This window comes from Methanobrevibacter sp. UBA188, from assembly GCF_905234905.1.
In the GTDB taxonomy this organism is placed as follows: domain Archaea; phylum Methanobacteriota; class Methanobacteria; order Methanobacteriales; family Methanobacteriaceae; genus Methanocatella.
On the sequence record NZ_CAJOJM010000037.1, the window covers coordinates 1 to 13,622 of the forward strand.

Annotated in this window: 15 protein-coding genes; 8 read left to right on the forward strand and 7 right to left on the reverse strand. The window is 37.2% G+C overall.

All coding sequences use genetic code 11. The features are described from left to right. Positions 1–34 precede the first annotated feature (34 nt). The 3 genes from QZ143_RS07495 to QZ143_RS07505 are packed head-to-tail and all read right to left on the reverse strand — an operon-like array spanning position 35 to position 1,994. The gene (locus QZ143_RS07495; protein ID WP_292882784.1) at positions 35–994 is read right to left on the reverse strand and encodes a zinc-ribbon domain-containing protein; all 960 of its coding nucleotides are present in this window, start codon (positions 992–994) and stop codon (positions 35–37) included. 3 nt (positions 995–997) lie between these two features. Next, positions 998–1,552, reverse strand: coding sequence for a hypothetical protein (locus QZ143_RS07500; protein ID WP_292882787.1), 555 nt, complete (start codon positions 1,550–1,552; stop codon positions 998–1,000). A gap of 10 nt (positions 1,553–1,562) precedes the next feature. Continuing rightward, positions 1,563–1,994: a hypothetical protein gene (locus tag QZ143_RS07505; RefSeq protein ID WP_292882790.1), complete on the reverse strand. Its 432-nt coding sequence runs from the start codon at positions 1,992–1,994 to the stop codon at positions 1,563–1,565. A 173-nt stretch (positions 1,995–2,167) separates the two neighbouring features. Between QZ143_RS07505 and QZ143_RS07510 the strand changes: the two genes are divergently transcribed. Beyond that, positions 2,168–2,446 (forward strand): winged helix-turn-helix domain-containing protein, encoded by a 279-nt coding sequence (locus QZ143_RS07510; protein ID WP_292606749.1) that lies wholly within the window; start codon positions 2,168–2,170, stop codon positions 2,444–2,446. A gap of 12 nt (positions 2,447–2,458) precedes the next feature. On the opposite strand, the gene QZ143_RS07515 is transcribed toward QZ143_RS07510, so the two are convergent. The 4 genes from QZ143_RS07515 to QZ143_RS07530 all read right to left on the reverse strand — a co-directional run bounded on the left by QZ143_RS07515 (position 2,459) and on the right by QZ143_RS07530 (position 6,038). Next, complete coding sequence (locus QZ143_RS07515) at positions 2,459–3,796, reverse strand: NCS2 family permease (RefSeq protein ID WP_292882793.1); 1,338 nt, start codon at positions 3,794–3,796, stop codon at positions 2,459–2,461. A gap of 89 nt (positions 3,797–3,885) precedes the next feature. Then, entirely contained in the window at positions 3,886–4,707 is an 822-nt protein-coding gene (locus QZ143_RS07520; RefSeq protein WP_292882796.1) for a 4Fe-4S dicluster domain-containing protein, read from the reverse strand. Positions 4,708–4,739: 32 nt separating this feature from the next. Further along, positions 4,740–5,606, reverse strand: coding sequence for an agmatinase (speB, locus tag QZ143_RS07525; RefSeq protein ID WP_292882799.1), 867 nt, complete (start codon positions 5,604–5,606; stop codon positions 4,740–4,742). 33 nt (positions 5,607–5,639) lie between these two features. Then, positions 5,640–6,038 (reverse strand): translation initiation factor IF-5A, encoded by a 399-nt coding sequence (locus QZ143_RS07530; protein ID WP_292606741.1) that lies wholly within the window; start codon positions 6,036–6,038, stop codon positions 5,640–5,642. A 246-nt stretch (positions 6,039–6,284) separates the two neighbouring features. Between QZ143_RS07530 and QZ143_RS07535 the strand changes: the two genes are divergently transcribed. From QZ143_RS07535 to QZ143_RS07565, 7 genes are all read left to right on the forward strand, one after another. Beyond that, complete coding sequence (locus QZ143_RS07535) at positions 6,285–6,746, forward strand: arginine decarboxylase, pyruvoyl-dependent (RefSeq protein WP_292882802.1); 462 nt, start codon at positions 6,285–6,287, stop codon at positions 6,744–6,746. A 1-nt stretch (position 6,747) separates the two neighbouring features. Further along, positions 6,748–8,601, forward strand: coding sequence for a bifunctional NADP phosphatase/NAD kinase (locus tag QZ143_RS07540; RefSeq protein WP_292882805.1), 1,854 nt, complete (start codon positions 6,748–6,750; stop codon positions 8,599–8,601). Continuing rightward, complete coding sequence (gene cfbE, locus QZ143_RS07545) at positions 8,576–10,021, forward strand: coenzyme F430 synthase (RefSeq protein ID WP_292882808.1); 1,446 nt, start codon at positions 8,576–8,578, stop codon at positions 10,019–10,021. Before QZ143_RS07540 ends, cfbE begins: the two co-directional genes overlap by 26 nt. Before the next feature lie 125 nt (positions 10,022–10,146). Next, positions 10,147–11,016 (forward strand): hydroxymethylbilane synthase, encoded by an 870-nt coding sequence (gene hemC / locus QZ143_RS07550; protein ID WP_292882811.1) that lies wholly within the window; start codon positions 10,147–10,149, stop codon positions 11,014–11,016. 14 nt (positions 11,017–11,030) lie between these two features. After that, positions 11,031–11,987 carry a Gfo/Idh/MocA family oxidoreductase gene (locus QZ143_RS07555; RefSeq protein ID WP_292882814.1) on the forward strand — a complete coding sequence of 319 codons (957 nt, stop codon included), beginning with the start codon at positions 11,031–11,033 and terminating at the stop codon, positions 11,985–11,987. 9 nt (positions 11,988–11,996) lie between these two features. Beyond that, positions 11,997–12,608, forward strand: a complete 612-nt coding sequence (locus tag QZ143_RS07560) for an orotate phosphoribosyltransferase-like protein (protein ID WP_292606729.1) — start codon at positions 11,997–11,999, stop codon at positions 12,606–12,608. Between the two features lie 51 nt (positions 12,609–12,659). Continuing rightward, positions 12,660–13,622, forward strand: a 963-nt coding sequence (locus QZ143_RS07565; protein ID WP_292882817.1) for a cation:proton antiporter, incomplete at its 3' end; no start/stop codon positions are given.

Consider the following 13,622-nt stretch of genomic DNA (forward strand, 5'->3'; position numbering starts at 1 on the left):
CCACAGTTACTACATTTAACCATCTAATCACCAATCAACCGAATAGCAAATCCTTTTTGAGTTGGTCAAATTCATCCTGTGTAATCGCACCGCTTTCAAGTAATTCCTGGAATTCCTTTAATTGCTGTGCTTTTGTAGGCTCAGAGGTTGGATTTTGAACAACAACTGTCTGCGGTTTTCCCCTTAATGTTTCAAAGAGATCTATCAGATTTTGACCGAATTTATAGCTTGGAAGTCTGATTTCATATGAAGTGTTGTCAACCAATTTGATTAACAATCTGTCAAACATGTCGGCACTGTCATTGTTTGTAATCATGTCTTTGAATCGTGTGGCTTTAAGTGATTGAATATCATTTTTTATTGAGCGTCTGATATCGTTGGCTGATGTCCATCCCCTTTTGGTAATATCTTCATATCTACTTTCATCACCTAACCTTTTTGTGACTCTCATTGATACGATTTTATCAAAATAGAAATTGTTTATTCCTGCATTGACCTTTTCCCAGTCCCTGTTGTCAATTTCCATGAAAACAAATTTATCTTCTTTTATGAGGAAAAATCCATCAATAATAGTTTCATTACCCAAATCTCTTTTCAACAATCTGTTTACTGGAATTCCAAATACTGCAGTGTCAACAACATCATTAGTCAATTGGTGTTTAGTTGTAGTCTGTTCCAACTTATTGAATCTTTTAACGCTGGTTAAAAAGTAATCTTCGTCTTTTATGCCGAATTCTTCAGCCAACATATCATATCTTCTAATAATCTCATCATGACGTGCCTGCCATTCCTTTTGAGAATGAGATGAGCCGAAACCAACTCCATTATCCAACTTATGTCCGCATTCACGGCAAAATGTTGTGTTTTTACCATTTTTTGTACCGCATTTCGGACAGAAATCAGAACCTGCTTCATATTTTTCTACTTTTTCACCACAGTTAAAACAGAAATCAGATCCGACAACTTCCGCTCCACACTTACTACACTTTACCATAGTTTAACCCCAGTTATTTTGATCAATGGACTTTCTAATCTTATTTCCCCATGAATTTTCTTCAATATCATCAACTGTAGCCTGCAGATTATTTGAAACATCTGCAATAGAGGAATTTAAAGCATTGATTTTATTGTCCAGAATATCTATTTCCAACTTCATGAATCCTTTTTCAATGTCGCTGTAGACCTTTGAAGTTTCTTCAGAAATAATTTCAACATCAGTTCCCTCGTTTAGCATGTCCATCAATCTTAAAAATACATGCTCCTGATGCTGCTTTTCATATTCCTTGATATCTGCAACAGCGTAAATCTTATCCAGCAGCATTTTAATTACATTTATGAAATCTTCCCTGTCGGAATGTTCATTGACATTGCTTGGGACAATATCAGTTTTCAATAAAAATAATGAATCAATAACATCTTCATTTTTTAAAACCAAAGAATATCCTTTACCGTTAATGTATACCAAAGCAATGGATTTATTGTCGTAAATCGTAATTTCAACTTTGGAAAACTCTTTAGGTATGGATAGAAAATCCAAATTACGAACTAACATTTTTATTCACCTATTTAAATTCAACAGAATGTGCATATCTTTTCAAGTCATTGAGATTGTACCCTCCAACAAAAACAGCTTCACTGCCATCATCATTTGCAGTGCCTACAAGATATGGTGGCATATTTCTCATTCCGATATCATTGGTCAATACAAATAGATTTCCATCATTTTGCTCAATTTTATACAAATATGATGTATTTAAACCATTGAGAGAATGTTGCAATGCATTTGATTCACCTTCAACCAGCAGTGAATTATTATAATAATAAACAACGAATTCATTTTTATCCAATTCACAGCCGGCACTATCTTCCCAATATTCAGCGGCGCAACCTAATGCACCATTGGGGCGGCACCATGCAACATCACTATAATGCTTGCCTAAAGGAACATTCATTGTAAAATGCCCATCAAAATCATAAGTAGAACTTATAGGCATTATAATGATTAATGCAACAATAACAACAGGAATTACAAGAAAAATTTTTTTGTTGAAAATATCACCTCAATTCAGTACTGATAAATATGTTACACACATAATATAAACATTGCTATTAGCATGCTAATATCATATAGATATCTATTAAATAGCCAAAATTTAAATTGAAAATCATGATTAAAAAAGATGATATGAGCATCATATCTCTGCTGGCAAGGTCCAAAAAAAGAATAAACGTTTTAAAATCCCTTGAAAAGGAGGATAAGATTCCTTCAAAAATCAGCAAGGATATTAATGACAACAGCAATCACGTGTCAAAGTACTTAAAAACACTAAAAGAAGCGGATTTAGTGGAATGTCTTAATGAAGAAGACAAAAGGTACAGATTCTACAGCATAACCGATAAAGGCAAATATTATCTTGACAAAGTAGAAAAAGACTACAATGACTAATTTTAAAAATATCTAAAGCCCGAAGAAGAGATACACTAAAAATACAATCATCAGGGCATACATTCCCCAACCCATCTCCTTGAACTTGCCTTCAGCAATGGATCCTACGAAATAAGCAATGAATCCCCATGCAATACCTATGGAAATTGAGTATGAAAGAATCATCATAATGATTGTCATAAAAACAGATGCTGAAATTACCGAATTGGCCCAATCCACACTTCCTAATTGAGCCATCATCAAGAAACCTACAATAACCAAAGCTGCAGCAGTTACAGAAGGAGTAAACAATGCCAATATAAGTGGAGCGATAAATATTGAAAGCAAGAATAAGATACCGGTTATAACAGCCGACAAACCTGTTTTTGCACCCATACCCACAGCTGTTGCACTTTCAACAAAAGCAGTTACTGTACTTGTACCGCATACAGAACCTATTATTCCACCTATAGCATCACTTAAAAATGCCTTTTCAATTCCCATCGATTGACCTTTTTCATCAATGAACCCGCATTGTTTACCTAATGACATTAAAGTTCCGGTAGCATCAAAGAATGTAACAAAAAGAAGCGAAAACACCATCATAAACAGGTTAGGAATATTTGAGAAAAGCTGTGCGAATCCTCGCAAAAATCCTCCAAAGAGACTAAAATCAAAATTGACAGATATGAATTGTGCAGGAATTGACGGCATTAACGGATTTCCAGTTCCGAATCCTAAAAAACTGAATACAATGCCTATTGCTGCAGTGATTATCATACCGAAAAATACTGATGCTGGTACCTTTCGAATATAGAAAACCAATGTTATCAAAATGCCAATCAAAGCCAGAATTACAGAGGGTGCAAGCAGATTACCCATTGTAACATAAGTTGACGGATCATTTACAATAATTCCCGCACCTTTAAATCCAAGAAATGCCAGGAAAAATCCGATACCTGCACCTATACCTATTTTCAAATCTGCAGGAATAAGATTTAAAATAGCTTCTCTTAAACCTGAGATGGTAATGATAAAAAATATTATGGATGAAATAAATACTGCTGCAAGTGCAGTTTCCCAGGAGTTTCCCATTTCCAATATGATTGTATATGTGAAAAGGGCATTCAGTCCCATACCAGGAGCCAATCCAACAGGGAATTTGGCAACCAATCCCATAACTATACATGCGAGACCTGATGCAATTGCTGTTGAAAAAAATACTGCATTGGCAGGCATTCCACCTTCAGCCAGCATCGACGGATTTACACCTAAAATATAAGCCATTGCAAGAAATGTGGTGATACCTGCAATTATTTCAGTTCTATAATCAGCCCCATTTTCCTTAAATTTGAAAAAATCATCCAACATACAGTGCACCTTGGAAAACATGAATTCCGATGTTATTAGTATATGAAATGAAATTAATAATGTTATCGATAATCAGTCTTGATTAATTATCATATGTTGATTGCCTTTTTCGGACAGTCATTAACGCAATTGAGGCACAATATGCATTCTGTTCCGTTTTTTCTCTTTCTGGAATCGTTTAGAATTTCAACATCCATCGGACATCTTTTCATGCATTTGCCGCATTCATTGCATTTATCCCTGTTGACTTTTACCCTCAAAAGCGAGAAATAACTTGACATCTTTAAAAATACTGTAATCGGACATACATATTTGCAAAATGCACGGTTGTCCTTTAGTTTATATGCCAAGAATATCCCTAAAACATAGTATATGACATTTCCAATGACGAACATGTAAAACAAAACATTGTCCAGATTATTTACCTTGAATATGAAGAGTGCTGAAACAAGACACAATATGGATGCAAAGAGCACATACCTCACATATCCCCAGTTCTTTCGTTCATTGGCAGGAGTCTTATATGGAAGCAGATCCAATATCATCGCAGTCCAGCAGCCATATCCGCACCATCCACGGCCGAATATAAAAGGGCCTGCAATTTTAGCTATAAGATAGTGAACTACAGCAGCTTCAAATACTCCCAAAAACAGATAATACCAGAATCCGGAAAGCAAAAGATTTTCCCTGCCCAATATTCCAACATATATCAAAAGATATGATCCTACCGCAAGCATTATGATATTGCGACCGAACTTATAACCGTTTTGAGTCAAAAATACTCCAACAGCTACGGAAGTTCCGATAAATGCAAAATTATATATGAAAAACACATTTCCAGAGAAAAAATAGATTGAGAATGCTATCAAAAGAAAAATCGTTTCAATTAATATTGGCGCTCTGATTCTCATATGATATTATATGAAAAAATAAGGTTAAATAATTATTCCACCAATGTTAAAAAATCATAGATTATTTTTGAGGCTACAACGGCAGTGACATCACCCAATCTGTCGCTTGCAGTTTCAACGACATCCAATCCTACAATAGTCTTATGGCACAATGTCTTTAGAATTGATTCTATTTCATGAACGAGCAATCCGCCCGGTGTCGGATTTCCAACATTAGGAGCAACGGCAGGGTCTATGACATCCATGTCTATTGAAATGTAGATTGGTCCGTCGATGTTTGTCAGATAGTATTTTATTGCATCCATGTGCTTGTGGGCGTCCTTGTTTTTGAATGTCTGGATATTGTATGTTGACTTTACGAATTCCTCTTCCTCAAGTGATGATGACCTTATTCCGATTTGTACCAAATCGGCACCCATTTCGTGAGCCCTCCTCATTACGGTTGCATGAGAGTATTTCTCGCCGATGAATTCGAATGCAAGGTCCCTGTGAGCGTCGAGGTGAATCACTGTCAATTTTTCATATCTTTCGCACAATGCCTTGATGGCTCCGATTGATGCGGAATGCTCTCCTCCAATTATAATCGGCTTGAGATTCATGTCCAAAATTTCATTGACGGTGTCTTCAACAATCTGTGATGTCTTTTCGCAGTTTCCAGGAACAACATTGACGTCACCGAAATCGTAAAATGTGGCTGTCAGGCTCTTGTTAAAAACAGTATTGAATTTTTCAAAACCAAATGATGCTTCACGCACAACGATTGGTCCTAAACGTGCACCGGAGTGATAAGAAGTAGTGCTGTCAAAGGGAACTCCGATTATCCCATATGAGTTTTCTTTTATTTCTTCATTTTCAGATGAAAATGCAAATTTCCACGGTTCGTATGTATTAAAAAGCATAATTTATCTAAAAAAGGAAAATAATTAGAGGAATTAAGCAGATCCTCTAGTTCTCATTATTTTCATGTTTCCTAAAGCGACGATATATTCAACTTCAATACCTTCGACGATGTCGTCTTTTAAATCTTCAGGCATTGGTAAGTCAATGGTATCATAGTTTTCCATATCCATAATTTGAACGTTGTCGCCTTGAATGGAAATGACTTGACCTAATCTTTTGTCGATAATAGGAATATCTACTTTGTTATCTACAGGTTTAACGAGACTTCTTTTTTGGTTGTCGAATACACCTACAGCTTCAATTCTTGCTTTTGCCGCTCCGTGTTTACCTGGAGATGAAGTAGTATAACTAATAATTTTACAAGCTTCTCCGCCTAAAACAATATATTTTCCAACTTTTAATGTTTTAATTTCTACAACTTTTGTTGACATTAATTTTCCTCCATAAATAAAAACCGGTTTTTATAATCTTATAATAAGGAATATTATTAGATTAATATAAGATATATTTTCTATTTTATATAAAGTATTCGATTATTTTGCTTTTTTTAAAGGTTGAAATAAAGCCTTGTTTTTAAATCAAAGCCCCGAATGAAAGCCCAATTCATAAATGGGCAATTAAAAAATATGAGTAATTTATTATATGATAAATATCAAAATATTAAATTAAGTGATATAATGAAAATAGCTATAGTAAGTGGAAAGTCTGAAGGCCCAACAAAACTGAATGCCTTCGACAATGCATTGAGTGACGCCGGAATCGGTGATGTAAACCTAATTAAAGTATCAAGCATGCTTGCAGGCAATGCCGAAATTCAGGAATTGCCTAAACTTAAAGCGGGAAGCATGGTAAACTGCGTTTTATCCGAAGTTACATCATCCAAACCGGGAGCCGAAATAACTGCAGTCGTTGCAGTAGCTATTGGAAATGAATTAGGCTGCGTCGTCGAGACAACTGGAATTGACAAAAGCCCTGAAGAGTTGAAGGATGAAGCCGAATTCATGGTAAGATACATGATGGAGAAAAGAGATGTCGACATCATGGAAATGATTATTGAATCAAGCACAGCAACTGTTGAAAACATTGCATCAGTTGTTGCATCAGTAGTATACCTAAAAGATGAAATAATTGAGGGATAACATGGATGCACAGGATAAAAAAATTGCAACAGACCTTGCATATGAAATCATAAGGGAAGTGGGCCGAGCAATAAGGCCATATGTTGGAAAACCGGAATCCGGTGAAAAGGTGAAGATGGGAGCCGACGGAACACCCACATCATTTATCGACATTATCGCCGAAGAGAAGGTCATAAACATACTGAAAAATGCACCGGTTCTTTCATATATTGTAAGTGAAGAAATCGGAGAGTTAAAATTAGGTAAGGGAACCAAAAGAAGCATTATCTTGACACAGGAGTTGAGGCGTGACGACTTTGATGAGGAAGAAAGGCCAAAATTCATATTCCTGGTTGATCCTATTGACGGAACAAGCAATGCAATCAAGGAAATTCCTGCATACGGCATTTCAATAGCTGTTGCAAGCGTGCCTGAAGGAAGGCTTGCCACATTGAACGATGTTGAACTGGGTTTTATAAGCAACTTCGGCAACGGAAACTTTTTTGAAGCTGAAAAGGGAAAAGGCTGCTGGCTGAACAATGAGGAAGTGCATCCAAGCAATACAGTAAACATCAGCGACATTACCCTTGGAGGATTTACAAAAAGCGGAACCTCAGCTGCATCACATCTAGTCGACAATGCAAGAAGAATGAGAGTGCTTGGAAGCGTAGTGCTTGAAATCTCATATGTTGCAAGCGGAAGATATGACGCATTCATCGACCTTAGGGGAAGTAGAATCATTGATATTGCAGCATCCAAACTGATTCTTGAAGAGGCTGGAGGAATAATTACTGACAAATACGGTGAAAAGCTGAACAACAAATTGAGCATCCACGAAAAGACAATCGTAATTGCTGCCAACAATAGAATCCTTCACAAACAGATGATTGACATCTTAAATGACAATCAAACCGATTTCATTGGAAAAATAGGAATCGTAAGCAGAATCGATCAGAAACGTCCTATTCTCTTTACAGCACAGCTTGTGGATTACCTGCTCACCAACGGAAGGGAAGTCATAATCGAAAAAAGGCTGGTTCAAAAGCTGATTGAGCTGAAGGAAAATCCGAAACTGGACAAAATCATTGAAAAGACCAAAAGAAAATATCCGGACATTGCCCATCTTTTGGATGACATCAACTTCAATATCGACTACAAGCAGCTTGCATACGAGATAACCGATTTTGAATGTGATATGGCAATCGTTCTTGGAGGGGACGGAACCCTTTTAAGGGCACAGGCAAAAATGAAAGATGAAACACCAATATTTGGTATAAACATGGGTACAGTTGGATTTTTAACTGAAATTGAAGCAAAAGACACATTCAAAGCATTGGAAGAGGTTCTTAAAGGAAACTACTACAAGGAAAACAGGACAAAACTTGTCGTATCCCACGAAAACCACTACTACACCGCAATGAACGAAGTTGTAATAATGACCAACAAGCCTGCAAAAATGCAGCACTTCCAAATCAAGGTGGACGGAGAAATCATTGAAGAGGTAAGGGCTGACGGACTAATAGTTTCAACCCCAAGTGGTTCAACAGCTTATTCCATGTCTGCCGGAGGACCTATCGTTGATCCGAAAGTCGGAGGATTTATTATAATTCCAATCTGTCCGTATAAGCTAGGCGCAAGGCCATTCATCGTATCAGACAACAGTGAAATCACAGTAAAATTGCTTAAGAAAGGTAAGACTGCAGTATTCGTAATGGACGGTCAGAGAAACGAAGAAGCAGAATACGAAGAGGAAATCAAATTCAAAAAATCCGACAAAAGCGTTTATCTAATCAGAACATCAACCAAATACTTCTACAAAAAGGTAAAAGACAAGCTTGCACAGGGCGGACTTGAAAAGGACAACAGCTGGTGCTAAATTGCATTATGTAGTAATCGACATGACCCATGGAGGCGTCAAGATTGCAGTAAGCCTTGCCAAAACTGGAAAAGTCGTCCATGCCATCGACATCTACAATACCATGAAAGGCATTGACGAAAAGATGCTTGAGGTTTACGGCGTAAACGTCATCGGTTTTGATGATATGGCCAATCTTAAAGGCAAGGTATGCGTAATCGCACCCGTACATCTTCCGATGAGCGAAGATGAAATTGAAAGTTACAATCCGGATTTAAAATACGAATTTCTAACACACCATGAAATAATAGCAAGAATTCTTGATGACTGGGGAAAAGACATTCCTAAAATTGAAGTTACCGGAGTCAAGGGAAAGACAAGCTCCGTTTTCATGCTAAAGGAAATTCTCATTGATGAAAACCCGCTGATTTTATCAAGCCTTGGAGCAATACTTTATTCGGATGAAAATGAGATTGTCCTTAAAAGGAACATTTCAATAACACCTGCAAACATCAAGGAAACAATTGATTTGGCATATAAGGTCGCAAATCCAATCTGCAAAATAGCTGAAGGCGAAGTTATCAGCGAAAATTTGAAAAAATACTCCTCAGCCATTTTTGAAAGCTCACTTGGAGTCACAGGCATTGGAGATGTGGGGCTTTTAACAAACATTGCCGAAGACTACCCTATTGCCAAAAGCAGAAGCTCTGCAAGCAGAGCAAAAGCACAGGTTTTCAGATGCAATACTGTAGCATGCCAAAAGGAATGTTATGACGAGTATTACAGTGATATCGAACACAACAAAGTAAATACATTTTCGCTGAGTGACAAATCCGCCAATCTCCATGTCAAAAACGTCACATACAGCCTTGATGAAACAACAGTCGATATTGTTTATAGGGATGTCAAAAGCATTAAAGACAATGTATTAGATGGTGAAATCACCGTGAAGACATTTGCACCCGGTCCGCACCACGTATCAAATGTTTTGGGAGTTGTCCTGACCTCACTATGTCTTGAAATACCTGAGCAAAAAATAATCGATGGTTTGAAAAATTACAAGGGCATTCCAGGAAGAACCAATAAAAAGACTATTGAAAATTCAATAATAATCGAAGAGATAAATCCGGGAATCAACACACAGGCCATAAAGGAATCAATGAACATGATTGATAATCTTGATGATTATTACGTTGCAATCGGCGGAGACTATGGAATTACCTGTGAAGAAATTGATGAGGACAAACTGGCCGAATTTTTAAACACCACTGACTGCAGGCTGATACTGACCGGTGAAGTCGGCGTTTCAATATCTGAAAAAATCACCAGAAATGCAGAAATAATCGAAAACTACAATGACTGTTACACTAAAGCAATAAGCGACAATAAAAATCTTCTTTTCATATATAGGTCAAGTTACAGCAATCTTTCACAAAGATGATTTTTCCAGTAATTACTAGAAAAATTGAAACATTTAATTATAATTAATTATAAAAATTAACAATGTAAAAATTCTTATAAGTTATAGGCTTATAATAATGAAAAATTAAAAAACGGGGATAATAAATGATTGTTGGAACTAGAGGTAGTCAGTTAGCTTTAGCACAAACAAATCAAGTATGTGCCGATTTATCAAAATTAACCAAAGAAGCAATTGACGTTGAAATTATTAAGACAAAAGGAGATAAAATCACAACCTCACAATTGTACAATATGGATTCAAAAGGCCTTTTCACCAAGGAGCTTGATATTGCACTTCTTGAAGAGGAAGTTGATTTTACCGTCCACAGTTTCAAGGATCTGCCTACCGAACTGGATGAAGACCTTGAAGTTGTTGCCGTTCCAAAGCGTGAATCCCCCCATGAAGTATTGATTTCTGAAAAAAGCTGGAATGAACTTGAAGCAGGTTCAAAACTTGGAACCAGCAGCCTTAGAAGGGAAGCTTTCTGCAATCATTATGAAAAGGAATTTGAACTTAAGCCAATCAGAGGAAATATCGAAACCAGAATCAATAAAGTCTTTGAAACTGACCTTGATGCTACTATAATGGCTGAGGCAGGACTTAAAAGATTGAATCTGACAAAATACATAAAGACAGTATTTCCGCTTGACTACATTACCCCTCCTGCAGGTCAGGGGGCTTTGGCAATCATTACAAGAAAGGACTCTGATGTAAAAGACAAGATCTCCAAGCTGAATGATTATGTTTCAATGCAGGAAGTATTTTCAGAAAAGAAAGTGCTTGAGGAATTGGGCGTTGGATGCCAATGGCCAATCGGTTCCATAGCACGCATGAATGACAAAGAATTTAATATTTATTCAATATTATTAACCAAGGATGGAGAAATCCTTAAAGAGCAAAGCGAAAAGGGTTCAATTAAAGATGCGGTTGAACTTGGCAAACGTATCGGAAAACTTTTCGAGGATTATGTTTAAACGGAGGAATTGAATTGAGAACTGTAAACGTAGGAGTTATTGGAGTAGGAGCAATGGGTGAAAACCATGTTCGTGTATACCATAAAATGGAAGAAGCTAATTTGATGGGTGTTTCTGACGTTAGCGAAAGAGCACTCAAAAAAATTGAGAAGAAATATGGTGCGAAAGGTTATACGGACTATTGTGAATTACTTGCAAATCCCGAAATTGAAGTAGTAAGTGTATGTGTCCCAACAACATTCCACCATGATGTTGTAATGGAAGCAATAAAGCATAAAAAGCATGTTCTGGTTGAAAAGCCAATTGCATTCACATTAACTGAAGCTGAAGAAATGATTGCAGCTGCAAAAGATGCAGGAGTCATTCTTGCAACAGGGCATGTTGAACGGTTTAACCCCGCAGTTCAAAAAGCAAAAGAGCTTATTGATGATGGAGTTATTGGAGATATAGTATCTGCTTTTGCAAAAAGAGTAGGACCACTTCCACCAAGAATAAAGGATGTCGGTGTATCAATTGACCTTGCAATTCACGATTTAGACATCATGAACTACTTGTTTGAAGAGGAAATTACCCAGGTTTACGGAACAATGAACAGCAGTTTCGATGACAGCGAATTTGAAGACCATGCAGAGATAATGGTAAGCTTTGACAATGAATCAACAGGAATCATCGAAGTAAACTGGCTTACTCCTTACAAACGTAGAGAATTAGAACTTACCGGAACAGCAGGAATCATTTCTGTTGACTACATCCAACAAAGCATCGAAGTCTTCGGTAAATTTGCTCAGGATATTGAAATCGTACACGAAGAACCACTCAAAGGTGAATTAAAATCATTCCTCAATTCAGTTGTTGAAGAAAAAGAACCAGTCATAACTGGTGAAGATGGGCTTAAAGCTCTTAAAATGGTCATTGCAGCTAACAAATCCTCAAAAGAACATAGACCAGTTAGTTTAGATGAACTCAAATAGGTGAGATAAGTGAAACAAAAATTAATTCAAAAGGCTCAGGAACTCAGACAGCACGGATTTACTACCGGCGAAATTGCTGATGAACTCAATGTAAGTATGGACACTGCAAGATGGTTGACCTTGCAAAAACCAACCGAAGTAAAAGCAGATGCACCAACTGACTTTGCCATTAACTGGAAAAGCATTGGTGGAAATGCTGCACGTTTAAGATATGTCGCCAGTGCATTAAGCGACATGACATTGATTCACGGCGAAGCTGAAGTTGTCTGTGGAATTGCAGTGAGCGGAATTCCATTTGCTACAATGATGTCTGACCTGTTGGAGGAAATGACCGGCGTAGACACTTCCCTTGCAATATTCCACCCTCACAAGCACAGAAAAGACAATGACAAAAGCGATGACGAAGGTACAATAAGTACCAACTTCGGAAGCGTCGAAGGCAAAAAGGTCGTAATTGTAGATGACGTCATCACAAGCGGAAAGACTGCACGTGAAGTAATCCACACCGTAAAGGATTTAGGCGGAGAACCTCTCTGTGTAGTTGTATTGATTGACAAGGCAGGTCTTTCAGAAATTGAAGAAGTGCCTATAGAATCATTGATTAAAGTTAGTAGAATCTAATCTACTAATATTTTCTTATTTTTAACTCTTTTTTTAAAACCAAGGTAAATTATGGATTTAGCGCTACTTGGAAACATGTCAATAATACTTATTACTGCAGTAATAGTGTTATTGGTCTTCAACAAATTAAAGCTGCCAACAATGATTGGTCTTTTTTTTACTGGAATCGTGCTTGGTCATGCAATCAACGATACAAGCCTGATTTCTACCGTTTCAGAACTTGGAGTCATATTTCTCCTATTCATTATAGGTCTTGAGTTTTCAGTTGAGAAATTTTCATCGATCAAGCGCTATGCACTCATCGGAGGTTTCCTTCAGGTATCCATTACAACAATTCTCATATCCGCACTGGGACTGATTTTAGGACTCAACCCCAACTCAGCGTTATTTTTCGGATTTCTGGTTGCATTCTCAAGTACTGCAATCGTCATGAAGATAATGCAGCAAAGACATATCACACATTCAGTTCAGGGAAGGGTAACATTGGGTATTCTGATTTTCCAGGACATTGCAGTAATTATCGTTATACTGATTACTCCCCTTCTCGGAGGACATGAACTGGCGTTCAACAACCTGCCTTCACTTATTGTGAAATGTATAGGGCTGGTTGTCATGTTATATGTCGGCGCAAAATGGTTCATACCTCTTGCATTGAGGGATGCCGCCAAAACCAAAAACAGGGATTTGTTTTTACTTTTGACACTTTTCATCTGTATGGGAACAACATTCGGAACAAGTTTAATCGGAATAGGACCGGAACTTGGAGCGTTCATAGCCGGACTTCTGATTTCAAATACAGAGTATTCCCATCAGACCCTGGGATACATCCAACCGTTCCAGGATGTCTTCATGAGCATATTTTTCATAAGTATCGGGCTGATGGTCAACCTGCATCTTTTCCTTTACAATATCGTGACCATACTGGTCCTTACTGTAATAATTCTAGTAATTAACTTTACTGCAACACTGATTACTGGAATGGCTTTGAAGTTGCCTTCAAAAGTAACAATAAGT

Bases quoted from the DNA above. Each gene is read 5' to 3' on its own strand.
- QZ143_RS07500 (WP_292882787.1), bottom strand. From the start codon at position 1,552: ATGTTAGTTCGTAATTTGGATTTTCTATCCATACCTAAAGAGTTTTCC.
- hemC (WP_292882811.1), top strand. From the start codon at position 10,147: ATGATTGTTGGAACTAGAGGTAGTCAGTTAGCTTTAGCACAAACAAAT.
- QZ143_RS07495 (WP_292882784.1), bottom strand. From the start codon at position 994: ATGGTAAAGTGTAGTAAGTGTGGAGCGGAAGTTGTCGGATCTGATTTC.
- QZ143_RS07530 (WP_292606741.1), bottom strand. From the start codon at position 6,038: ATGTCAACAAAAGTTGTAGAAATTAAAACATTAAAAGTTGGAAAATAT.
- QZ143_RS07505 (WP_292882790.1), bottom strand. From the start codon at position 1,994: ATGCCTATAAGTTCTACTTATGATTTTGATGGGCATTTTACAATGAAT.
- QZ143_RS07510 (WP_292606749.1), top strand. From the start codon at position 2,168: ATGATTAAAAAAGATGATATGAGCATCATATCTCTGCTGGCAAGGTCC.
- QZ143_RS07535 (WP_292882802.1), top strand. From the start codon at position 6,285: ATGAAAATAGCTATAGTAAGTGGAAAGTCTGAAGGCCCAACAAAACTG.
- QZ143_RS07515 (WP_292882793.1), bottom strand. From the start codon at position 3,796: ATGTTGGATGATTTTTTCAAATTTAAGGAAAATGGGGCTGATTATAGA.
- QZ143_RS07520 (WP_292882796.1), bottom strand. From the start codon at position 4,707: ATGAGAATCAGAGCGCCAATATTAATTGAAACGATTTTTCTTTTGATA.
- speB (WP_292882799.1), bottom strand. From the start codon at position 5,606: ATGCTTTTTAATACATACGAACCGTGGAAATTTGCATTTTCATCTGAA.
- QZ143_RS07540 (WP_292882805.1), top strand. From the start codon at position 6,748: ATGGATGCACAGGATAAAAAAATTGCAACAGACCTTGCATATGAAATC.